General features: G+C 61.6%; 22 protein-coding genes. 9 read left to right on the top strand and 13 right to left on the bottom strand.

What is annotated here, in order from left to right; all coding sequences use genetic code 11:
* The first annotated feature begins 104 nt into the window (after positions 1-104).
* The 4 genes from E8E95_RS29475 to E8E95_RS29460 are packed head-to-tail and all read left to right on the top strand — an operon-like array spanning position 105 to position 3,430.
* Positions 105-1,916 (top strand): penicillin-binding protein activator, encoded by a 1,812-nt coding sequence (locus tag E8E95_RS29475; RefSeq protein WP_280355900.1) that lies wholly within the window; start codon positions 105-107, stop codon positions 1,914-1,916.
* Positions 1,913-2,281: a YraN family protein gene (locus tag E8E95_RS29470; protein WP_280355898.1), complete on the top strand. Its 369-nt coding sequence runs from the start codon at positions 1,913-1,915 to the stop codon at positions 2,279-2,281. Before E8E95_RS29475 ends, E8E95_RS29470 begins: the two co-directional genes overlap by 4 nt.
* A 28-nt stretch (positions 2,282-2,309) precedes the next feature.
* Positions 2,310-2,903: a phosphoheptose isomerase gene (locus E8E95_RS29465; RefSeq protein ID WP_077526499.1), complete on the top strand. Its 594-nt coding sequence runs from the start codon at positions 2,310-2,312 to the stop codon at positions 2,901-2,903.
* A complete protein-coding gene (locus E8E95_RS29460) occupies positions 2,900-3,430 on the top strand; it encodes a BON domain-containing protein (RefSeq protein WP_280355896.1) in 531 nt (176 codons plus the stop codon). The genes E8E95_RS29465 and E8E95_RS29460 overlap by 4 nt, the downstream gene beginning before the upstream one ends.
* Positions 3,431-3,477: 47 nt before the next feature.
* On the opposite strand, the gene E8E95_RS29455 is transcribed toward E8E95_RS29460, so the two are convergent.
* From E8E95_RS29455 to rplM, 7 genes are all read right to left on the bottom strand, one after another.
* On the bottom strand, positions 3,478-3,906 hold the full coding sequence (locus tag E8E95_RS29455) for a ClpXP protease specificity-enhancing factor (protein ID WP_280355894.1): 429 nt from the start codon (positions 3,904-3,906) through the stop codon (positions 3,478-3,480).
* Between the two features lie 10 nt (positions 3,907-3,916).
* Entirely contained in the window at positions 3,917-4,534 is a 618-nt protein-coding gene (locus tag E8E95_RS29450) for a glutathione S-transferase N-terminal domain-containing protein (RefSeq protein WP_280355893.1), read from the bottom strand.
* A gap of 89 nt (positions 4,535-4,623) precedes the next feature.
* The gene (locus E8E95_RS29445) at positions 4,624-5,406 is read right to left on the bottom strand and encodes a cytochrome c1 (RefSeq protein ID WP_280355890.1); all 783 of its coding nucleotides are present in this window, start codon (positions 5,404-5,406) and stop codon (positions 4,624-4,626) included.
* Positions 5,406-6,617, bottom strand: coding sequence for a cytochrome bc complex cytochrome b subunit (locus tag E8E95_RS29440; protein ID WP_179061763.1), 1,212 nt, complete (start codon positions 6,615-6,617; stop codon positions 5,406-5,408). The genes E8E95_RS29445 and E8E95_RS29440 overlap by 1 nt, the downstream gene beginning before the upstream one ends.
* A complete protein-coding gene (petA, locus tag E8E95_RS29435; RefSeq protein WP_179061764.1) occupies positions 6,617-7,210 on the bottom strand; it encodes a ubiquinol-cytochrome c reductase iron-sulfur subunit in 594 nt (197 codons plus the stop codon). Before petA ends, E8E95_RS29440 begins: the two co-directional genes overlap by 1 nt.
* A gap of 254 nt (positions 7,211-7,464) precedes the next feature.
* Entirely contained in the window at positions 7,465-7,857 is a 393-nt protein-coding gene (rpsI, locus tag E8E95_RS29430) for a 30S ribosomal protein S9 (RefSeq protein ID WP_003448478.1), read from the bottom strand.
* 15 nt (positions 7,858-7,872) lie between these two features.
* Positions 7,873-8,301, bottom strand: a complete 429-nt coding sequence (gene rplM, locus E8E95_RS29425; RefSeq protein ID WP_016490991.1) for a 50S ribosomal protein L13 — start codon at positions 8,299-8,301, stop codon at positions 7,873-7,875.
* A 275-nt stretch (positions 8,302-8,576) separates the two neighbouring features.
* On the opposite strand from rplM, the gene E8E95_RS29420 reads away from it, so the two are divergent.
* Positions 8,577-9,614 (top strand): NADP(H)-dependent aldo-keto reductase, encoded by a 1,038-nt coding sequence (locus tag E8E95_RS29420; protein WP_280355889.1) that lies wholly within the window; start codon positions 8,577-8,579, stop codon positions 9,612-9,614.
* Positions 9,615-9,659: 45 nt separating this feature from the next.
* On the opposite strand, the gene E8E95_RS29415 is transcribed toward E8E95_RS29420, so the two are convergent.
* On the bottom strand, positions 9,660-10,799 hold the full coding sequence (locus tag E8E95_RS29415) for an acyl-CoA dehydrogenase family protein (RefSeq protein WP_280355888.1): 1,140 nt from the start codon (positions 10,797-10,799) through the stop codon (positions 9,660-9,662).
* A 252-nt stretch (positions 10,800-11,051) separates the two neighbouring features.
* Here E8E95_RS29415 and E8E95_RS29410 point away from each other — a divergent pair, with 252 nt between their 5' ends.
* Together E8E95_RS29410 and E8E95_RS29405 are read left to right on the top strand one after the other, a co-directional pair.
* Complete coding sequence (locus E8E95_RS29410; RefSeq protein ID WP_280356194.1) at positions 11,052-11,951, top strand: GlxA family transcriptional regulator; 900 nt, start codon at positions 11,052-11,054, stop codon at positions 11,949-11,951.
* 209 nt (positions 11,952-12,160) lie between these two features.
* Positions 12,161-13,126 carry a hypothetical protein gene (locus E8E95_RS29405; RefSeq protein ID WP_280355886.1) on the top strand — a complete coding sequence of 322 codons (966 nt, stop codon included), beginning with the start codon at positions 12,161-12,163 and terminating at the stop codon, positions 13,124-13,126.
* 52 nt (positions 13,127-13,178) lie between these two features.
* Here E8E95_RS29405 and zapE read toward each other — a convergent pair whose 3' ends face one another.
* The 3 genes from zapE to E8E95_RS29390 form a co-directional block, all read right to left on the bottom strand.
* Positions 13,179-14,273 carry a cell division protein ZapE gene (gene zapE, locus E8E95_RS29400; protein WP_280355885.1) on the bottom strand — a complete coding sequence of 365 codons (1,095 nt, stop codon included), beginning with the start codon at positions 14,271-14,273 and terminating at the stop codon, positions 13,179-13,181.
* Between the two features lie 95 nt (positions 14,274-14,368).
* Positions 14,369-15,715, bottom strand: a complete 1,347-nt coding sequence (locus E8E95_RS29395) for a tryptophan--tRNA ligase (RefSeq protein ID WP_280355883.1) — start codon at positions 15,713-15,715, stop codon at positions 14,369-14,371.
* A gap of 29 nt (positions 15,716-15,744) precedes the next feature.
* Complete coding sequence (locus E8E95_RS29390; protein WP_280355881.1) at positions 15,745-16,374, bottom strand: alpha/beta fold hydrolase; 630 nt, start codon at positions 16,372-16,374, stop codon at positions 15,745-15,747.
* A gap of 126 nt (positions 16,375-16,500) precedes the next feature.
* Between E8E95_RS29390 and E8E95_RS29385 the strand changes: the two genes are divergently transcribed.
* Entirely contained in the window at positions 16,501-16,941 is a 441-nt protein-coding gene (locus E8E95_RS29385) for a DUF1043 family protein (protein WP_028628476.1), read from the top strand.
* A gap of 85 nt (positions 16,942-17,026) precedes the next feature.
* Here the strand turns inward: E8E95_RS29385 and cysN are convergent, their stop codons facing one another.
* Positions 17,027-18,928, bottom strand: coding sequence for a sulfate adenylyltransferase subunit CysN (cysN, locus tag E8E95_RS29380; RefSeq protein WP_280355880.1), 1,902 nt, complete (start codon positions 18,926-18,928; stop codon positions 17,027-17,029).
* A gap of 12 nt (positions 18,929-18,940) precedes the next feature.
* Entirely contained in the window at positions 18,941-19,858 is a 918-nt protein-coding gene (cysD, locus tag E8E95_RS29375; RefSeq protein WP_077525922.1) for a sulfate adenylyltransferase subunit CysD, read from the bottom strand.
* Between the two features lie 321 nt (positions 19,859-20,179).
* Between cysD and mltB the strand changes: the two genes are divergently transcribed.
* Positions 20,180-21,277: a lytic murein transglycosylase B gene (mltB, locus tag E8E95_RS29370; protein ID WP_280355879.1), complete on the top strand. Its 1,098-nt coding sequence runs from the start codon at positions 20,180-20,182 to the stop codon at positions 21,275-21,277.
* Positions 21,278-21,322: the final 45 nt, after the last annotated feature.

The following is a 21,322-nucleotide window of genomic DNA, read 5'->3' as shown; positions in this document are numbered from 1 at the left end:
GACTGAAAGCGCGCATTGTATCCCGATTCACCGGCCCGACATCGCGCCTCAACCGGGGCTTGGGTACAATCGCACCTTTCTTTAACGAGTATCGGGACCGATAAATGATCGCTTGCCTGCGTCCGCTCTCCGCCCTCTGCCTCGCTGGCCTGCTGGCTGCCTGCTCCAGTTCGCCCTCGTCCAGCCTTGGCGAACTGCCCCGCACACCCCAGGCCAGCATCGAGCAACTGCTGCAGCAAGCCAGCCAAGCCGAGCCGGAAGAGGCCGTACTGCTCCGCCTGTCTGCTGCTGACCTTGCGTACAAGCAGCAGGACATTGGCCGCTCCGCTCGCATCCTAGAGCAGATCCCGCTCGACAGCATGAAACCGGCGCAGCAGATCTTCGCCAGCACCCTGGCCGCGGAACTGGCCATGGCCCGCAACCAGCCCAAAAGCGCGCTGAAGGCCCTGAGCCACCCCAGCCTCGACCACCTGGCCGAATTGCCGGTAGAGCAACAGGTGCGCACTCAACTGGTTCGCGCCCGCGCCCTGGAAGCCGACGGCCAGACCCTCGCAGCCGCTCGCGAGCGCGTATTCATCGCCCCGCTGCTGAGTGGTGAAGCCGCCGGCAGCAACCATGAAGCCATCTGGGCACTGGTTTCCAGCCTCCCGCTCGACCAACTGCAAGGTGGGGGCGACACGGATCTGGCCGGTTGGCTGGAACTGGCGCGCCTGACCAAGACCTCCTCGACACTGGAGCAGCAGCAGGCAGCCATCGACAACTGGCGCGCACAGAATCCGGAGCACCCGGCCGCCAAACAGCTGCCCCAAGCCCTGACCAAGCTGAAGGAAATTGCCGGCCAGCCACTGACCAAGATTGCCCTGCTCCTGCCCCAGGAAGGCCAGTTGGCGTCGGTCTCCCGCGCCCTGCGTGATGGCTTCCTGGCCGCCCATTACCAGGCCAAGCAATCCGGACAGCCGCAACCGACCATCGAGATCTACGACAGCTCCAAGCTGACCTCCATCGATGACTTCTACCGCCAGGCTCAGGCCGATGGCGTGCAACTGGTCGTCGGCCCGCTCGAGAAGCCGCTGGTCAAGCAACTCAGCACCCGCGAGCAACTCCCCATCACCACCCTTGCCCTGAACTACAGCGATTCCGGCCAGGAAGCTCCTGCCCAGCTCTTTCAGTTCGGCCTCGCCGCCGAAGACGAAGCCCGCGAAGTAGCCCGCCGCGCCTGGGCCGATGGCATGCGCAGCGCCGTGGCACTGGTTCCCCGCAGCGAATGGGGCGATCGCGTACTGCGCGCGTTCCAGCAGAGCTGGCAAGCCGAAGGCGGCCGTCTGATCGCCGCAGAGCACGTAGACCAACCCGTCGCCCTGGCCCAACAGATCGCCGACCTGTTCCAGCTTCGCCAGAGCGAAGCGCGCGCCAAGCGCCTGCAGGGCACCCTGGGCGTTCCCGTAGCGGCCCAGCCAGCGCGTCGCCAGGATGTCGACTTCATCTTCCTCGCCGCAACGCCGCAGCAAGCCCAGCAGATCAAGCCGACGCTGGCCTTCCAGTACGCTGGCGATGTACCCGTCTACGCCACTTCCCACCTCTATTCGGCGAGCAATGACCCGGCCCAGTATCAGGACCTCAACGGCATCCGCTTCTGCGAAACCCCCTGGCTGCTGAACGGTGACGACCCGCTCCGCCAGCAGGTTGGGAGCCAATGGCCACAGGCCGGCGGCAGCCTGGGCCGTCTCTATGCAATGGGTGCTGACGCCTATCGTCTCGCGCCGCGCCTCACGCAACTGAAAGCCCTGCCAGAAACCCAGGTGGACGGCCTTTCCGGCCGCCTCACCCTCAATCCCGCTCGTCGCGTGGAGCGCCAGCTTCCCTGGGCCGAGTTCCGCGATGGCCAGGTCCAGCGCCTGAAAGACAGCGACTCTTGATTGACCGGCGTGCCCGCGGGCAAGCGGCGGAAGCCCTTGCCCGCAATCATCTCGAAGCCAACGGACTGCGCTTGCTGTCCCAGAACTGGCTGTGCCGACGCGGCGAGCTCGATCTGGTCATGCTCGACGGCGATACAGTAGTATTCGCCGAAGTCCGCTACCGGCGTCATGCCGGCTGGGGCGGTGCCCTCGAGAGCGTCGATGCCCGCAAGCGCGAAAAACTGGCATACGCCGCCCAACAGTTCCTCCAGCAGGAATCCCGCTGGGCAAAATACCCTTGTCGATTTGATGTGATTGCCGTCCATGCAATGGACGGTGACTCACCCCCGCGACTGACCTGGCTGAAGAATGCCTTCGACACCTGATCGGTCGCCCCACTGAAGGTCTAACCCGATGGACATGCAACCCCGTATTCGCCAACTCTTCCAGGCCAGCATCGACACCAAGCTGCAAGCCATGGAAGTGCTGGCCCCGCACATCGAGCACGGCAGCATGGTGATGGTCCACGCGCTGCTCAATGAGGGCAAGATACTGTCCTGCGGCAACGGCGGCTCGGCCGGCGACGCCCAGCACTTCTCCTCGGAACTGCTCAATCGCTTCGAACGCGAGCGCCCGAGCCTGCCCGCAATTGCGCTGACTACCGACAGTTCGACCATTACCTCCATCGCCAACGACTACAGCTACAACGAAGTCTTTTCCAAGCAGATCCGCGCCCTGGGCCAACCCGGCGACGTGCTGCTGGCCATCTCTACCAGCGGTAACTCCGCCAACGTGATCCAGGCCATCCAGGCCGCCCACGACCGCGAAATGGTGGTGGTTGCCCTGACCGGCCGCGACGGCGGCGGCATGGCATCCCTGCTGCTTCCAGAGGACGTGGAAATTCGTGTGCCGTCCAAGATCACCGCACGAATCCAGGAAGTACACCTGCTGTCCATCCATTGCCTCTGCGACCTGATCGACCGTCAACTGTTTGGGAGTGAAGAATGATCCGTTCCCCGCTGATACTCGCCGGCCTGGCCATCTGCCTCGCGCTCTCCGGCTGCGGTGGCCGCACCATCGGCAAGACCATCGATGACCAATCCATGCCATCGAAAGTACGCGCCAAAGTCGAAGCGGCCAGCCCTGATCTGAAGACCAACTCGCACATCGTCGTCTCCAGCTACAACGGCGTCGTGCTGCTCGCCGGCCAGACGCCGCGCGCCGACCTGAAGGAACTGGCCGGCCAGGCTGCCCAGTCCGCTCAGGGCGTTCGTCGTGTGCACAACGAGCTGCAAGTGCTGCCGCCCTCCTCCACCCTGGCGCGCATGAACGACAGCACCATCACCACCAAGATCACCACCCAGCTGCTGGCCGACGGCAAGGTTCCCAGCTCGCAGATCAAAGTGATCACCGAGAACGGCATCGTCTATCTGCTGGGCCTGGTTACCCGCCAGGAAGCCCAGCTCGCTACCAGCATTGTCCAGAACGTTTCTGGGGTGCAGAAGATCGTCCGGCTCTTCGAATACACCAACTGACCTTACGGGCAGGCATGAAAAAGGCGATCCGAGGATCGCCTTTTTTATTACTTGACCACTTTGAGGCTGGGTCGCCCACTGGGGCGCGACGGTTCGCCTCCCGAACTCGGCGGCTCGCCACCCGACGGACCGTCATCCTCCGGCTCCGGATCATCACCGGGCAGCGGGGGTTCGAGATCGAAGACCATGCCCTGGCCGTTCTCCCGCGCGTAGATGGCCATCACTGCGGCGGAAGGAACGTAGAGGCTGTGGGCAACGCCACCGAAACGGCCTTCGAAGCTCACCGCCTCGTTGTCCATGTGCAGATGGCGCACCGCACTCGGCGAAACGTTGAGCACGATCTGGCCATCATTGGCGTAGCCGGGCGGAACCCGCACGCCGGCGTGCTCAGCATTGACCAGCAGGTGCGGGGTGCAATCGTTGTCGACGATCCATTCGTAGAGGGCACGGACGAGGTAGGGACGACTGGAATTCATCTTGGTCTCCTCAGCGCATATCGCGCTCGGCGGCGGACAGGCTGGCCTGGAAGGAGTCACGGGCAAATGCGCGCTCCATGTAGTCCAGAAGAGGTTTGGCCGGCCGCGGCAACTCGATGCCCAGCAGGGGAAGGCGCCAGAGAATCGGCAGCAGGCAGCAATCCACCAGACTGAAATCTTCGCTTAGAAAATATGGCTTGTCCGCAAATAGCGGCGATACGCCGGTCAGGCTCTCACGCAGCTCCTTGCGCGCGACGGCCTTGTCGGCTTCCTTGTTACGAGAATCGAGGATGCGATCTACCAGCGAACACCAGTCACGCTGCACACGATGCATGAGCAGGCGGGTGTTGGCGCGCGCCACGGGATAGACCGGCAGCAGCGGAGGATGGGGGTAACGCTCTTCCAGGTACTCCATTACGACCGTGGACTCGTAAAGCGCCAGGTCCCGATCAACCAGGGTCGGAACGCTGCCGTACGGATTGACCTCGGCCAGCTTGGGCGGGCAACGGCCCGGCTCGACATTGATGATCTCGGCGGCGACGCCCTTCTCGGCGAGCACGATACGCACACGATGGGAGTAGTGGTCGGCGGGGTCGGAGTAACAGGCCAGCCTGTTGGTGACGGCCATTGCGTCCTCCTTACATTGGAAAATTCAGGGGCAGAAAGAAGCGCGCGCCCAATAAGGGCGCGCGCTTCTTGCAACAGTGCAGCAGTGTATCAGTGCACGTCCTTCCAGTACTCGCGCTTGAGCAGGTAGGCGAACACGAAGAAGAACGCCAGGTACAGCAGTACGTAGGTACCGATGCGCTGGCTTTCCATCTTGACCGGGTTGGCGGAGTACGCCAGGAAGGTCACCAGGTTCTGGACCTTCTCATCGAACTCAGCTTCGGTCAGTTTGCCGGTCTTCGGTACTACGGTCAGCTGATCACAGGCTTCGTGGGTCAGCGGAGCACCAGTCAGCGGGTCGAACTGCTTCTTGCCGTCCTCAACCGCTTGAACCTGCTTGCAACCAACGACCTGACGACCCTGCAGACTGACCAGGACGTTTGGCATGCCGACGTTCGGGAAGACCTTGTTGTTCACGCCCCAGGGACGCGCAGGATCTTCATAGAACGAACGCAGGTAGCTGTACAGCCAGTCGGTGCCACGCACGCGGGCAACCAGGGTCAGGTCCGGCGGAGCAGCGCCGAACCAGGTCTTGGCGTCCTGCGGCTGCATGCCGATCTTCATGTGATCGCCGATCTTGGCACCGGTGAGTACCAGGTTCTGCAGCATGAGCTCTTCCGGAATGCCCAGGTCCTTGCCCACACGCTCATAGCGCTGGAACTTGGCACTGTGGCAGCCCATGCAGTAGTTCGCGAAGGTACGCGCGCCGTCCTGCATGGCAGCCTTGTCGGTCACGTCGATATCGACCTTGTCCAGATGCACATCATGACCACCGGCGGCGAAGGAAAGAGCCGGCAGTGCAGCGAAAACAAATGCAGCAAATAGCTTTTTCATCAGCCTGTCACCCTTTCCGGTACCGGTTTGGTTTTTTCCATCCTTGTGTAGAACGGCATCAGGATGAAGTACGCGAAGTACAGGATGGTGCAGACCTGGGACAGCAGGGTACGACCCGGAGTCGGAGCCAGAACACCCAGTACGCCCAGGATGACGAAGGAGATGCAGAACACCAGCAGCCAGATCTTGCTCAGCCAGCCTTTGTAGCGCATGGACTTCACCGGGCTGCGGTCCAGCCACGGCAGCACGAACAGCACGGCGATCGCAGCACCCATGGCGATAACGCCGAGGAGCTTGTCCGGTACCGCACGGAGGATCGCGTAGAACGGAGTGAAGTACCAAACCGGTGCGATGTGCTCAGGAGTCTTGAACGGGTTGGCCTGTTCGAAGTTCGGCTTCTCGAGGAAGTAACCACCCATTTCCGGGAAGAAGAACACCACGAAGCAGAACACGAAGAGGAACACCACCACGCCGACGATATCTTTCACGGAGTAGTAGGGGTGGAACGCAATACCGTCCAGCGGAATGCCGTTCTCATCCTTCTTCTTCTTGATGTCCACGCCGTCCGGGTTGTTCGAACCCACTTCGTGCAGGGCCAGGATGTGCAGTACAACCAGGCCGAGCAGCACGATCGGCAGGGCGATCACGTGCAGCGCGAAGAAGCGGTTCAGGGTGATACCGGAAATCAGGTAGTCACCACGGATCCACTGGGTCAGGTCATCGCCCACGACAGGGATGGCACCGAACAGCGAGATGATCACCTGGGCACCCCAGTAGGACATCTGGCCCCAGGGCAGCAGATAGCCCATGAAGGCCTCGGCCATCAGGGCGAGGTAGATCAGCATGCCGAAGATCCACACCAGCTCACGCGGCTTCTGGTAGGAGCCGTAGAGCAGACCGCGGAACATGTGCAGGTAGACAACGATGAAGAACGCCGATGCACCGGTGGAGTGCAGGTAGCGAATGATCCAGCCGTACTCCACGTCGCGCATGATGTACTCGACGGACGCAAAGGCTTCTTCGGCGGACGGAGTGAAGCTCATGGTCAGCCAGATACCGGTGAGGATCTGGTTTACCAGTACCAGCAGTGCCAGCGAACCGAAGAAGTAGAAGAAGTTGAAGTTCTTCGGCGCGTAGTACTTGCTCAGATGGTCTTCCCACATCTTGGTCGCGGGGAAGCGCGCATCGACCCATTCCATGAATTTGCTCATCAGGCCTTCTCCTGGTCCACACCGACGATGATGACGTCATCCGTCTCATACGAGTACGGCGGCACCGGCAGGTTGATCGGCGCGGGTTGCGCCTTGTAGACACGGCCGGCGAGGTCGTAGCGAGAGCCATGGCAGGGGCAGAAGTAGCCACCAACCCACTCGGAACCCAGGTCAGCCGGGGCAACTTCCGGGCGGAAGGACGGCGAGCAGCCCAGGTGGGTGCAGATACCGACCAGTACCAGGATTTCCGGCTTGATCGAACGGCTTACCGGGTCCACATAGGTCGGTTGAACCGATGCCTTGGACTCAGGGTCTGCCATGCGGTCGTGGATCTTCGGCAGGTTCGCCAGGATCTCTTCGGTACGACGCACGATGAACACCGGCTGACCGCGCCATTCGGCAATGATCTGCTGGCCCGCCTCGACCTTGCTTATATTCACCTTGACCGGTGCACCCGCGGCCTTGGCCTTGGCACTGGGCAGCCATGACCCCACGAACGGGACAGCAGCCCCCACCGCTCCCGCCGCACCAACCACGGACGTGGCCGCTACGAGGAAGCGACGCCGGCCTGCATTCACGCCGTCATTGCTCATTCAGTCGTCTCCCATCAGCTTCTGTGGCCTGTTGTTCAGGCCTCTACTAAGTAAAAAATCGAGCCGCGCAAAAAATTCGCCAAATGGTAAAGAAAAGCCCCTTACCTGACAAGGTAATAGCCGGATACAAATAGTCCGAAAGCCTTGATTGGCGGGGGATTCGCACGTGCGACAAGCTGTCGCACGGACAAATTCTTCACGCATAAAAAAACGCCCAGTTCCGAAGAAACTGGGCGCTTTTCGCAAGCGTTGAATTAACGCTTGGAGTACTGCGGACGCTTACGCGCTTTACGCAGACCGACTTTCTTACGCTCAACTTCGCGAGCATCGCGAGTCACGTAGCCGGCCTTACGCAGCGGGCTGCGCAGGGTCTCGTCGTATTCGATCAGGGCGCGGGTGATGCCGTGGCGGATAGCACCGGCCTGACCGCTTACACCACCGCCAACGACGGTAACGTAGATGTCGAATTTCTCGACAGTCTCGGTCAGCTCCAGCGGCTGACGCACGACCATGCGAGCGGTTTCGCGGCCGAAGAAGGTATCCAGGCTGCGGTTGTTGATGGAAATCTTGCCAGTGCCCGGACGCAGGAAGACGCGAGCGGTAGCAGTCTTACGACGGCCGGTGCCGTAATTTTGAGTCGCCGACATAATGAACTTATCCCGTTAAATCTTCAGTTCTTGGGGCTGCTGAGCGGTGTGCGGGTGAACAGCACCCTTGTACACCTTCAGCTTGCGATACATGTCGCGGCCCAGCGGATTCTTCGGCAGCATGCCTTTGACCGCGGTCTCGATCACGCGCTCAGGGGCCTTGGCAATCAGCTTCTCGAAGTTGATTTCCTTGATGCCACCCGGGAAGCCGGAGTGCGAGTAGTACATCTTGTCGGTGGTCTTGGCACCGGTAACACGAACCTGCTCGGCGTTGATCACGACGATGTAGTCGCCGGTGTCAACGTGAGGGGTGTATTCGGGCTTGTGCTTGCCACGCAGACGGCTGGCAATTTCGGTGGCCAGACGACCCAGGGTCTGACCTGCAGCGTCGACGACGTACCAGTCGCGCTTAACAGTTTCCGGTTTTGCAGTAAAAGTCTTCATTCGCTATAGCCTCAGGGGCCGCCCTGAAAATAAGACGGCGGATCTTACTGAATAGTGCTCGCCCTGACAAGTCAGGGACAGCCGGAAACAGACGCTATCGGGGGCTCGGGTCAGCGCGTCCGCTACGGCAAAAGGTTTTTCGGCGGGCTAGGCATCCCCACCTTCCTTCTTCGCAGGCTAGGCATCCCCGCAAAGAAAGCCGCGGAATTATGCCGATTGCAGGAAAAAATTCAACCTGATTTCATGCATCCTTTACAAAAACGCAGGAGGCAGCGATGGAATACCGCCAACTTGGCCGCACTGATCTCAAGGTCAGCAGCCTTTGCCTGGGCACCATGACCTGGGGCGAGCAGAACACCGAGTCGGAAGCCTTCGCCCAGATCGAACGCGCCAAAGGCTACGGCATCAATTTCATGGACACGGCGGAGATGTATCCGGTACCGCCCCGCGCGGAAACCTACAGCGCGACCGAAACCATCATCGGCAACTGGTTCGCCAGGCATCGCGACCGGGCCGACTGGGTGCTGGCGAGCAAGGTGGCCGGACCGGGAAATGGCATCAGCCATATCCGCGGCGGCAACCTCAAACACAATCGCCAGCACATCACCGCGGCGCTGGATGCCAGCCTCAAGCGCCTGCAGACCGACTGGATCGATCTCTACCAGTTGCACTGGCCCGAGCGCAGCACCAACTTCTTCGGCCAGCTCGGCTACCAGCACAAGGAGGAAACGTTCACCTCCCTGCAGGAAACCCTCGAAGTGCTCGGCGACCAGGTCAAGGCGGGCAAGATCCGCCATATCGGCCTGTCCAACGAAACGCCCTGGGGCACCATGAAGTTCCTACAGCTCGCCGATCAGCTTGGCCTGCCACGCGCTGTCTCCATCCAGAACCCCTACAACCTGCTCAACCGCAGCTTCGAAGTGGGCCTGGCCGAAGTGGCGATGCGTGAGCAATGCGGCCTGCTGGCCTATTCGCCCATGGCCTTCGGCATGCTCTCCGGCAAATACGAGAACGGCGCGCGCCCAGCCAATGCGCGGATCACCCTGTTCAGCCGTTTCACCCGCTACACCAACCCGCAGTCCCAGGCAGCCTGCTCGCGCTATGTACAACTGGCTCGCGAACACGGCCTGGACCCAGCACAAATGGCACTGGCCTTCGTTACCGCGCAGCCCTTCGTGACCAGCAACATCATCGGCGCCACCTCCCTTGAGCAACTGGAGGCGAACCTGCGCAGCGCCGAGCTGACCCTGTCCGAAGATGTACTGGAAGGCATTGCCGCCATCCACAAGGACCAGCCGAATCCGGCCCCCTGAAAACAAGAAAGCCCGGCAATTGCCGGGCTTTTTCCCGCAAGGGACTCACACCAGGGAACGGGCGATGATCTCCTTCATGATCTCGTTGGTACCGGCGTAGATCCGTTGCACGCGCGCGTCCGCCCAGGCCCGCGCTACCGCGTATTCCCACATGAAGCCGTAACCGCCGTGCAGCTGTACGCATTCGTCCAGCACCTTGCACTGCAGGTCGGTACCCCAGTACTTGAGCATCGCCGCCGTCGGCACATCCAGCTTGCCTTGCAGGTGCAGCTCCAGGCAGCGGTCGACGAATACACGACCAATCTGGATTTCAGTTGCCATCTCCGCCAGCTTGAAACGGGTGTTCTGGAATTCGGCGACCGATTTGCCGAACGCCTTGCGTTCGCGGGTGTAATCCAGGGTCCAGTTGAGCGCCGCCTCGGCGGAAGACAGGGCGCCGATACCCACAGTCAGACGCTCCTGGGGAAGCTCCTGCATCAGATAAGCGAAGCCCATGCCCGCCTGACCCAGCAGGTTCTCCTTTGGCACGCGAACATCCTGGAAGAACAATTCGGAGGTGTCCTGGGCCTTCATGCCGACTTTCTCCAGACGCTTGCCCTTGGCGAAGCCCGGCGTTCCCGCTTCAACCAGGAACAGGCTGGTTCCCTTGGCGCCCGCCTTCGGGTCGGTCTTGGCCACCACGATGACCAGATCGGCAAGGAAGCCGTTGGTGATGAAGGTCTTGGAGCCGTTGATGACGTACTCATCACCATCCAGCACCGCAGTGGTCTTCACACCCTGGAGATCGGAGCCGGCACCCGGCTCGGTCATGGCGATGGCCGTCACCAGCTCGCCACTGACAAGCCTGGGCAGGTACTTCAGCTTCTGCGCCTCGGAACCGTAGTGGAGGATGTAGGGGGCAACGATGTCGGAGTGAAGGGAGAAGCCGATACCAGTCAGTCCCAGGCGGCCGATCTCTTCGATGACCACCGCGCTGTAGAGGAAATCAGCGCCCATCCCGCCGTACTCCTCCGGGATATGCGAGCAGAGCATTCCGGCTTCGCCTGCCTTGTTCCAGAGGGTGCGATCGATGTGACCGTCCTTTTCCCACTGATGGTGGTAAGGCACCGCCTCCTGCTCGAGGAACTTGCGCACGCTATCGCGGAAGAGCTCGTGATCGGAGCTGAACAGGGTTCTTGGGATCATGGCATCACCTTGGAATGAACTTCTTGTTGTGTGTGGGGTTCGGAGGCCACCGACTCTAGGTCAGTCCCCTGCCCCGCCATACTGGACACTTAGGACAAAAAATAAGACGATCCAGCCGCAGAATGACCGCTTTCCCCTAATAAGAACAACACCATGAGTATTACGCAGTCCCCCAACCTTCGGCAGGTCAGCATCCTGGCCACCGATGGCGTCTTCGCCTCCACCCTCATGCAGGCCAAGGACTTCTTCCACATGGCCAGCCTGCGCTTCGGCAAGCTGCAAGGCAAAGGCCTCACCCCCGCCTTCCAAACCCGCCTGGTCAGCCCTGACGGCCAGCCCGTACGCAGCTTCAGTGAAGTGCACATTCCGGTCGACGGCGCGCTGGATGATGCCGACATCATCGTCATACCGACGTTCTGGGGCGACTTTGACGCCCTGCTCGCCCGTTATCCACACGTGTGCGGGTGGTTGCGCGCGCGTCACGCCGCCGGCAGCGCCATCTGCGGCGAAGCGTACGGGGTGTTCTGGATGGCCCAGGCCGGCCTTCTGGATGGTAAGGAAGCGACTACCTACTGGCGCTTCTTCGGCGAGTTCGCCGAACGCTTCCCCAAGGTATTGCTGAACCAGGACAAGCACCTTTCCGACGCCGACAATCTCTACTGCGCCGGCGGTGTCACTTCGGCCTGCGACCTCTACATCTACCTGATTGAACGCTTCTGCGGCGCCGGCATCGCCCAGGCGGTTGCCCGCGACATCCTCTATGAAGTGCAACGCAGCTATACGCCCGGCCGCATCGGTTTCGGCGGACAGAAGCTGCACCACGACATGACCATCCTGCAGATCCAGCAATGGCTGGAAGACCACTTCGCCGACAAGTTCCGCTTCGAGGACGTGGCCCGCGACCACGGCATGAGCATCCGCAACTTCATGCGGCGATTCCAGGCGGCTACTGGCGACAAGCCCCTGCACTACCTGCAAAGGTTGCGCATCGAAACAGCGAAGGGACTGCTCTCGGGTACGCGCAAGAGCATCAAGACCATCAGCTACGAGGTGGGCTACGACGACGCCAGTTTCTTCGCGCGCCTGTTCCGTCAGCACACTCAGCTTTCGCCGAATCAATACCGGCACCAGTACCAGCAGAAAGGTGAATGAACGGAGCCGCGCACATGCGGCTCGTCACCGGACGCTGCAACCATACCGCTGACGCCGGTTAGCGACCCCGCCTTTTCTGGTATCGCCATCCCAAGGATGGGTTGGCCCCATGCCCCGTCGCCCTATGATCGACCCATGCCCGAACGGGTTGCTTCGAACCCGCGCCGAACCTCGCGCGGGAGGAAAACAACAAGAAAAGGTCCCTCGCCATGCGCCGCTACCTGCTTGCCCTGCTGGCCGCTCTCAGCCTCACCGCTGTAGCGGATGAAAACTGGAAACCCTTCCCCTACGACCAGGCCGCCTATGACTACTCCGGCGACAAGCTGCGTGAAGCCTGGCCGCGCCTGACCCGCGGTTTCGGCTCCAACTACCCCTACCCGGATGCCGACTGGGTCGTGACCATGGCCAGCCAGTATCCCAAGGCACTCGAACTGACCGTGACCGGCAATACCGGCTTCACGGGCAAGCCAGAAGAAGCCGAAGCCTATGCGGCGAAACTCCAGGATGTCTGGCGCCTGATGTTCCGTGGCGACTTTGCCCAGGCCAAGAAGCAGGGGCTCGCGCTAGGTGTTGGCGGCCAGGTTCCGGCGATGTTCGCCCAGGTGGTCTACGCCATGTTCCTGGTGCCGGACCAGACGGAGAAACATCGCCTGCTGGAGGAAGTGATCCGTTACACCGATGAAGCCGGCGATCTGGTCAAGGCAGACGTGGTCGCACAGTTCGGCCGCGCCTATGCCAAGGCCCGGCTGGGTGAAGAGTTGCCAGTGCCCGTTGTGCTCAAGCGCGGCTATACCAGCCAGATCCCCGAAGAACTGGATGCCCTGCTGAAGACGCAGCCTGGGCAACCCTTCGCCCTGGCCCTCTACGGCGGTTACGAAGCCGGTGTGATCCGCAAGGTGGGCAAGCTGGTGGGCAAGATGACCTACGGGGTCAGCTCGGACAAGATGGAGCAATACTTCGCCCGCTCCTTCAAGGCCACCGATGACCTGCCCATTGGCCACTACGAATACGCCAACGCCCTGGAGTACGTATACGGCGAAGACGAGGAAGCCAAGGCCGTGGAGCACCTGAAAAAGGCTGTGGCGATCAAGCCGATCAACGCGATGGAAGCCCTGGAAGTGGCTCACGCGCAGCGACTGCTGAAACAGCAGGAGCAGAAGGTGGCGCAGAACTGACGCCAGCGGAAATGAAAAAGGCTGCCTTTCGGCAGCCTTTTTTGTATCCATCTCAGGGCTTGTGCGGCCGCGACAGGAACTCGTGCGACTGCATTTCCAGCAGGCGGCTCAATGTACGTTGGAACTCGAAATTCAGCCGGCCGCCGGAGTAGAGATCCTTCAGCTCCACCTCGGCGGAAATGATCAGCTTCACGTTGCGATCGTAGAACTCGTCCACCAGGTTGATGAAGCGGCGCGCCATGTCGTCCTTGGCCACGCCCATCTGCTCGACGTTGGCGAGGATCACCGCGTGGAAGATCTTGCCCAGTTCGATGTAGTCGTTCTGGCTGCGCGGACCGTCGCAAAGCTCGCGGAACTCGAACCAGGCAACATCTTCGCAGACGCGCACAGCGCGAATTTCACGATTCTCGATCATCAGGGCTTCGTTTTCCTGCGCCATGGTGCAGTCGGGCAGCAGGCTCTTGAAGCTGCGGCTCAGGCTGGCCTCGGCCTCGGCGTCCAGCGGGAAGTGGAACAGCTCAGCCTGCTCCAGGGCACGCAGACGATAGTCCACGCCGCTGTCGACGTTGACGATATCGGTATGCTCCTTCAGCAACGCAATGGCGGGCAGGAAACGCGCGCGCTGCAGGCCATCCTTGTAGAGACCGTCAGGCACGATGTTCGAGGTGGCCACCAGACAGACGCCGTTCTTGAACAGCTCTTCGAGGAGCGTCGCCAGGATCATGGCGTCGGTGATATCGGAGACGAAGAATTCGTCGAAGCAGATCACCCGAGCCTCGTCGGCGAAACGCTTGCCGATGATGGTCAACGGGTTCTTCTCGCCCTTGAGGGTTTTCATCTCCTCATGGACGCGCTTCATGAAGCGGTGGAAGTGGGTACGCATCTTCTGCTTGAACGGCAGCGCGTCGTAGAAGGTATCCACCAGGTAGGTCTTGCCGCGACCTACGCCACCCCAGAAGTACAGGCCCTTGACCGGGCCCTGGCGCTTCTTGCCGAACAGGCTGCCCAACAGGCCGGGCTTGTTGCGGTCGTCGGCGATCAGGTCGTCGTACAGCCGCTGCAGATGGCGAACGGCGGTTTCTTGCGCGGCATCGTGGAAGAAATCCGGCCGCTTGAGATCGGACTGGTAGCGCTCGAGGGGGGTCATGATCGATAGCAAGGCAACGAAAAACGGGGCAGGTACTTTAGAGCCTGCCCCGTTGATTGGCAATTGGCCGGCAGAGCCGGCCGCTGGAAAGACAGTTATTCCTGAGGTGCGAGAGCCGAATAGAGGCGCTGGATCGCCGCATCTCGGGCCGCATCGTCAGCGAATGCGGGGCTGGAAGCGACCTGTTCATCATCCAGCCAGATACCGAATGCGTCGCCTTCTACACGCAGGTCCAGCTCCTCACCCGACTGCAGGCGCTTGCTGACCTGGCCGGCGGCCTTGCCATCGGCAAAGGAACGCGAGAGCAGCAATTGCTCGCCATCGACGTCCAGCAGGCGGAAGCGGAAGCTGCCGTCTTCATCACGGAAGCTGACGAAGCGAGCACTCTTGGCGGCTTTCTTCTTGGTGTCGCTGCCGGCCTGCACGTTAGTGCGGAAGGAACGCAGCCCCACTGCTTCACGCAGTTCATTGAGGAACGGCGTGGCAATTTTGCGAGCCTTGGCGGCGCCGGCCAGGAGGATATCCTCCAGGTCGGACGGACGCTCGATCAGCGCGTGATAGCGCTCGCGGGCCTCGCCCAGTTCGTTGTCCAGCAATTGGAACAGACGCTGCTTGGCTTCGCCCCAGGCTAGCCCCGCCAGCAGGTCGGCGCGGAACTCGGCCAGTTGCGCCGGCGTGGAGAAGGCCTGGTAAAGGGTGAACAGGTGGGAGTTATCCGGGTCTTTCGGCTCACCCGGTGCGCGGGAGTCGGTGACGATGCGGGCGATGGCATCCTTCAGCTGCTTGGCACTGCCGAACAGCGGGATGGTGTTGTCGTAGCTCTTGGACATCTTGCGGCCGTCGAGGCCGGGCAAGGTCGCCACTTCTTCCTCGATCACCGCTTCGGGCAGGGTGAAGAACTCGCGACCAGCGCCGAACAGGTGGTTGAAGCGCTGGCCGATGTCACGGGCCATTTCCACGTGCTGGATCTGGTCACGGCCGACCGGCACCTTGTGCGCGTTGAACATCAGGATGTCGGCGGCCATCAGCACCGGGTAGCTGTACAGACCCATGGTGACGCCAGCATCCGGGTCTTCGCCGTTTTCCAGGTTCTTGTCCACGGACGCCTTGTAGGCGTGGGCGCGGTTCAGCAGCCCTTTGGCGCTGACACAGGTGAGCAACCAGGTGAGTTCGGGAATTTCGGGAATGTCGGACTGGCGGTAGAAGGTCGCCTTGTCAGTATCCAGGCCACAAGCCAGCCAGGTGGCGGCGATCTCGAGGCGCGAACGCTGGATGCGCGCCGGGTCGTCGCACTTGATCAGCGCGTGATAGTCGGCCAGGAAGTAGAAGGAATCGACGTCGCTGGCGCGGCTGGCAACGATGGCCGGGCGGATGGCGCCTGCGTAGTTGCCGAGGTGCGGCGTGCCGGTAGTAGTAATGCCGGTAAGGATACGAGTAGTCATGGTGTTCGCTTGTCGGACTTAATTCGGAATCAGAGGCGCGGCAGGACCAGATCCTTGAGATCGGTCAGCTTGCCGTGGAAGAAGTGCCCGCATTCTGCCACTTTCAGCAGCTCATGGGGGCGCGCAAGGCCGGCGGACCAGTCGTAGACGGCCTGGGGTGCCACGACTTCGTCAGCATCGGGCTGGATGACCGCCAATTCACCACCTTCGGGTAGCGGGTTGTCCGCCGTCAGACGCATTACGGCCGGGGCGACCATGAACAGACGCGGCACCGCAATTCCCTGACGCTCCAGACGACCAGCCAGGCTGGCTGCAACGAAACCCCCAAAGGAAAAGCCGAACAGGGTCAGCGGCAGCTCCGGACGCTGCGCACGGAACCAGTGGGCCGCGGCTTCCGCGTCGTCCACTTCGCCTGTGCCCATGTCATGGCCGCCGGCGCTGGCACCCACGCCGCGATAATTGAAACGCAAGGTGCTGTAGCCTGCGTCACGGGCGGTGCGCTGCAAGGTGGAAACCACTTTGTTGAGCATGGTGCCGCCTTGCACCGGATTGGGATGACAGATCAGCGCCAGGCCCTTGGCCTCAGGCAGATCAAGGTGCAGCGCCTCGAGTTGGCCACAAGGACCATCGAGCAGAAGAGGGTTTTCGCGGATCAACAAGGGAAACTCCGTGACCCCGTGACGGGTCGACTCGTCTTGGATTAGCACAACAGGGCTTGCGTCGCGGTATACAGCGCGGATTCGAGCCGTTAACGTAAAGCAAAGCCGTTTATAGAGGAAGGACTCGTGGAACAGTCGCTCACCGTCTGGTTGTTACCAGCCTTCGCCCTGCTCGCCGGTATCGGCATCGGTTTCCTGATCGCCCGTCTGGTGCCCAATGCGGCTCCGAGCCGGACACAGCGCCAGCTGGATGATCTGCAGGAACGCTTCGATACCTACCAGAGCGAGGTGGTCACTCACTTCAACACCACCGCCAGCCTGGTGAAAAAGCTCACCCAGAGCTACCAGGAAGTACAAGAGCATCTGTCCGAAGGCGCCAGCCGCCTGGCTCTGGACGAGCTGACCCGCCAGCGCCTGCTGGCCGCTCTGCACGCTGACGAGGCTGCCAGCCCACGCGAGCGCCTGACCCCGCCCAAGAGCAACGAAGCACCGAAGGACTACGCCCCCAAGGCACCGGACGCCCCGGGCACCCTGGACGAGACTTTCGGCCTGAAAGGCAAGTACTGATTCCGACAAGGCCGGCTAACCGGCCGGCCGAATCGGAAGACAATAAAAAGCCCCGCAATCGCGGGGCTTTTTATTGGGCTGGACCTTAGATCGCACCGCGTTCGCGGAGAACCTCGAGCACCAGCTTCACACCTTCTTCCACGTTGACGGACTGGGTATCGATCACCACATCGGCATTCAGCGGCACATCGTAGGGGAAGGATTCGCCCGGGATGTTGTCCTGGCCCGCTGCGTAGAGGCCTTGCGGATCACGTTCGCGGCAGGCCAGCGGCGACGCCTGCACGTAGACGGTGATCAGGCGATCAGCGCCGATCAGCGCCTTGGCCTGCTCGCGACCTTCGGCATCCGGCGCCACGAAAGCGGCCAGGGTAACCAGGCCGGCTTCGTTGAACTGGCGCGCAACGTGAGCGGCACGACGCCAGTTCTCGGTGCGTCCGGCGCGATCCTGCGGCAATCCCTTGTTCAGGTCGTGGCGCAGGTTCTGGCCGTCCAGTACGTAAACGGCACGGCCCATGTCGAACAGCTTGCGCTCCACGGCATAGGCCAGGGTGCTCTTGCCAGCGCCGGAGAGGCCGCTGAACAGGACGGTGGCCGGCTGCTGGCCGAAGCGCGAGGCGCGCTCCTCGGGGGAGACGTGGGCCTGCTTGCCATGGTGGCCATCGACGTTACGACCGGCCTGCGGATCGGCGATGATCATGCCGGCGCCGACAGTGCCATTGGTCAGTCGATCGATGACGATGAAGGCGCCGGTCGTGCGGTTCTGCTCGTAGCCATCGAGGGCAACGGGGGCATCCAGGCTGACCTTGACCTTGGCGATCTCGTTCAGCTGCAGGCCGCTGCCCGGGGTTTCTTCAAGGGTGTTCACGTCCACTTTGTGCACGATGCTCGGGATGGAACCCGGCACATAGCTGGTCGCACGCTTGATGTCGTATTTCTTGCCCGGAAGCATGGGCTCCTCGGCCATCCATACCAGCATGGCGTCAAAGCTGTCGGTCACCACCGGACGGTTGTCGGCATGCACCAGCATGTCGCCGCGGGACACGTCGATCTCGTCTTCCAGGGTCAGGGTAACGGCCTGGCCCGGACCGGCCTGCTCCAGTTCGCCTTCGTAGGTGACGATGGATTTGACCCGGCTGCTCTTGCCGGACGGCAGGGCCACCACGTCGTCGCCCTTGCGCACGATGCCGCTGGCGAGGGTGCCAGCGAAACCGCGGAAGTTCAGGTTCGGACGGTTCACGTACTGCACCGGGAAGCGCATGTCGGAGACGTTGCGGTCGCCGGCGATTTCCACGGTTTCGAGGATCTCCATCAGCGACTGACCGGTGTACCAGGGCGAGCGCTCGCTCTTGTTCACCACGTTGTCGCCCTTCAGGGCCGACATCGGCACGAAGTGGATCGAAGTGGGGTTGAGCTTGATGCGTTCGGCGAACTGCAGGTAGTCGGCCTTGATGCTCTCGAACACACCTTGGTCGAAGTCTTTCAGGTCCATCTTGTTGATGGCGACGACGATGTGCTTGATACCCAGCAAGGATGCGATGTAGCTGTGCCGGCGGGTCTGGGTCTGCACGCCGTAGCGGGCGTCGACCAGGATGATGGCCAGGTCGCAGGTGGACGCGCCGGTTGCCATGTTGCGGGTGTACTGCTCATGGCCGGGGGTGTCGGCAATGATGAACTTGCGCTTGGCGGTACTGAAGTAGCGGTACGCCACGTCGATGGTAATGCCTTGCTCGCGCTCGGCCTGCAGGCCGTCCACCAGCAGCGCCAGGTCGACGTCGTCACCAGTGGTGCCGACCTTCTTCGAGTCGCGGGTGATGGCTTCCAGATGGTCTTCGTAGATCATCTTGGAGTCGTGCAGCAGGCGCCCGATCAGGGTGCTCTTGCCGTCGTCGACGTTGCCGCAAGTGAGGAAGCGCAGCAGTTCCTTGCGTTCGTGCTGGGCCAGGTACGCGAGGATGTCCTCGCTGATCAGATCGGATTGGTGGCTCATGATGCGGAATCCTTAGAAATAGCCCTGACGTTTTTTCTCTTCCATCGAGCCGGCGGCGTCGTGGTCGATGACCCGCCCCTGGCGTTCGGAAGTGCGGGTCAGGAGCATTTCCTGGATGATTTCCGGCAACGTGGTCGCCGAGGACTCCACCGCGCCAGTCAGCGGGTAGCAGCCCAGGGTGCGGAATCGCACCATGCGCTTCTCGATGCGGGCTTTCTCTTCGTCGGAGAGGTGCTCGAGGATGCGCTCGTCGTCAATCATGATCAGCGTGCCGTTCTTCTCGATGACCTCGCGCTCGGCGGCGAAGTACAGCGGGACGATCGGGATCTGTTCCAGATAGATGTATTGCCAAATGTCCAGCTCGGTCCAGTTGGACAGCGGGAAGACGCGAATCGACTCGCCCTTCTTCACCTTGCCGTTGTAGACGTTCCACAGTTCCGGGCGCTGGTTCTTCGGGTCCCAGCGGTGCTTGCTGTCGCGGAAGGAGTACACGCGCTCCTTGGCGCGGGACTTCTCCTCGTCGCGACGGGCGCCGCCAAAGGCCGCATCGAAACCGTACTTGTCGAGCGCCTGCTTGAGGCCCTCGGTCTTCATGACGTCAGTGTGCTTCGCGCTGCCATGGGTGAAGGGGTTGATGCCCTGGGCGACGCCTTCCGGGTTGACGTGGGTGATCAGGTCCAGGCCCATTTCGGCGACCATCTTGTCGCGGAACTGGTACATCTCCTGGAACTTCCACCGGGTGTCGACGTGCATGACCGGGAAGGGCAGCTTGCCAGGGAAGAACGCCTTGCGCGCCAGGTGCAGCATGACGGCGGAGTCTTTACCGATGGAATAGAGCATCACCGGGTTGTCGAATTCGGCGGCCACTTCACGAATGATGTGGATGCTCTCCGCCTCCAGCTGTTTCAGGTGCGTCAGTTTATCGAGCATGGCTACTCACGAAGGTCTTTCTGATACGACGGCCGGCGGGCCGTGGACGAGCGGGCACTCTATCACAGCGCAAGGCTCTAACTGGGGGACTGGTTATACCGAAAAAATATACTTATATAGCCGTACGAATTCAGTGACAGCGAAGCTGCCAGGACCCTTCCGCCTGAGCCACTGCGCAGCCTCGGACGCTGGGCTCGCGCCTTCGTCGGACTTCTTCCAGGAGCACGACAGTGCTGTCCAGGCTTACGCACTCCGCGACTTGTACCTGCGCAGCGCTGCGCTAGCATAGCCCGCACATTTTCCTGTCCCGAATGAATTCCCATGCGCCGCATCGTCTTCGCCCTGCCTTTGCTCGTCATGATCTCCGCATGCAGCAGCAAACCAGCTCCCGTCCTGCAGCCGGCTCAGAAGCCAAAGCAACCGACACTCATCACCCCCAGCACCCATCCGGCATTCGGTTCGGTGCAACCGATCACGCCGCTGCGCGGCGACTTCGCGGGTAACGTCAGTGCCCAGCGTTTCATCGATCGCATGGTCAGCCAGCACGACTTCAATCGCCAGCACCTGCAGGACCTGCTCGCCCAAACCCGCGAACTTGATTGGGTGATTCGCCTGATGGACCGCCAGGCACCGACCTACACACCGCCCAGCGGCCCCAATGGTGCCTGGCTACGCTACCGGAAGAAATTCATCACACCGGGCAACGTGCGGAACGGCGTGTTGTTCTGGGACCAGTACGAAGTTGACCTGCAGCGTGCCTTCCAAACGTACGGCGTACCGCCGGAAATCATTGTCGGCATCATCGGCGTGGAGACCCGTTGGGGACGCGTGATGGGCAAGACACGGATCATCGACGCGCTGGCTACCCTTTCCTTCTCTTATCCTCGCCGCGCCGAGTTCTTCAGTGGCGAACTGGAGCAGTTTCTTCTGCAAGCGCGCAAGGAAGGTGACGACCCACTGGCGCTGCGCGGCTCCTATGCCGGCGCAATGGGCTACGGACAGTTCATGCCGTCCTCCTTCACCCAATTTGCCGTGGATTTGGACGGCGACGGACAACGAGACCTGTGGAATCCCCGCGATGCGATCGGCAGCGTCGCCAACTACTTCAAGCAGCACGGCTGGATCACCGGCGACACCGTGGCCGTGCGCGCCACCGGCCAGGCGCGATCGCTGGAAGACGGCTTCAAGACCCAGTATCCGATCAGTGTGCTGAATGCAGCCGGGCTCCGGCCGCTGGGTTCGCTGGGCAATCACCAAAGTGCCAGCCTGCTGCGCCTGGACATGGGCAACACCTACCAGTACTGGTATGGCCTACCGAACTTCTACGTGATCACCCGCTACAACCACAGCACGCACTACGCCATGGCGGTGTGGGAATTGGGCAGGGCGGTACAGAGCCAACGTCACAGCTCTCGATGAAAAACGGCCGGCTCACTGAGCCGGCCGTTTTTTCTTTGCCACACG

The sequence above is a fragment of the Pseudomonas sp. BN414 genome (assembly GCF_029871275.1).
GTDB classification, from domain to species: Bacteria; Pseudomonadota; Gammaproteobacteria; order Pseudomonadales; family Pseudomonadaceae; genus Metapseudomonas; species Metapseudomonas resinovorans_C.
Note: the sequence above shows the minus strand (reverse complement) of the source record. Positions and strands in the feature narration are given on the sequence as shown.

Coding starts and splice junctions, on each gene's coding strand:
- cysD (WP_077525922.1), bottom strand. CDS start 19,858: ATGCTCGATAAACTGACGCACCTGAAACAGCTGGAGGCGGAGAGCATC.
- mltB (WP_280355879.1), top strand. CDS start 20,180: ATGCGCCGCATCGTCTTCGCCCTGCCTTTGCTCGTCATGATCTCCGCA.
- E8E95_RS29405 (WP_280355886.1), top strand. CDS start 12,161: ATGCGCCGCTACCTGCTTGCCCTGCTGGCCGCTCTCAGCCTCACCGCT.
- rplM (WP_016490991.1), bottom strand. CDS start 8,301: ATGAAGACTTTTACTGCAAAACCGGAAACTGTTAAGCGCGACTGGTAC.
- zapE (WP_280355885.1), bottom strand. CDS start 14,273: ATGACCCCCCTCGAGCGCTACCAGTCCGATCTCAAGCGGCCGGATTTC.
- E8E95_RS29440 (WP_179061763.1), bottom strand. CDS start 6,617: ATGAGCAAATTCATGGAATGGGTCGATGCGCGCTTCCCCGCGACCAAG.
- E8E95_RS29460 (WP_280355896.1), top strand. CDS start 2,900: ATGATCCGTTCCCCGCTGATACTCGCCGGCCTGGCCATCTGCCTCGCG.
- E8E95_RS29455 (WP_280355894.1), bottom strand. CDS start 3,906: ATGAATTCCAGTCGTCCCTACCTCGTCCGTGCCCTCTACGAATGGATC.
- petA (WP_179061764.1), bottom strand. CDS start 7,210: ATGAGCAATGACGGCGTGAATGCAGGCCGGCGTCGCTTCCTCGTAGCG.
- E8E95_RS29415 (WP_280355888.1), bottom strand. CDS start 10,799: ATGATCCCAAGAACCCTGTTCAGCTCCGATCACGAGCTCTTCCGCGAT.
- rpsI (WP_003448478.1), bottom strand. CDS start 7,857: ATGTCGGCGACTCAAAATTACGGCACCGGCCGTCGTAAGACTGCTACC.
- E8E95_RS29395 (WP_280355883.1), bottom strand. CDS start 15,715: ATGACTACTCGTATCCTTACCGGCATTACTACTACCGGCACGCCGCAC.
- E8E95_RS29450 (WP_280355893.1), bottom strand. CDS start 4,534: ATGGCCGTCACCAACAGGCTGGCCTGTTACTCCGACCCCGCCGACCAC.
- E8E95_RS29410 (WP_280356194.1), top strand. CDS start 11,052: ATGGCCAGCCTGCGCTTCGGCAAGCTGCAAGGCAAAGGCCTCACCCCC.
- E8E95_RS29420 (WP_280355889.1), top strand. CDS start 8,577: ATGGAATACCGCCAACTTGGCCGCACTGATCTCAAGGTCAGCAGCCTT.
- E8E95_RS29475 (WP_280355900.1), top strand. CDS start 105: ATGATCGCTTGCCTGCGTCCGCTCTCCGCCCTCTGCCTCGCTGGCCTG.
- E8E95_RS29465 (WP_077526499.1), top strand. CDS start 2,310: ATGGACATGCAACCCCGTATTCGCCAACTCTTCCAGGCCAGCATCGAC.
- E8E95_RS29445 (WP_280355890.1), bottom strand. CDS start 5,406: ATGAAAAAGCTATTTGCTGCATTTGTTTTCGCTGCACTGCCGGCTCTT.
- cysN (WP_280355880.1), bottom strand. CDS start 18,928: ATGAGCCACCAATCCGATCTGATCAGCGAGGACATCCTCGCGTACCTG.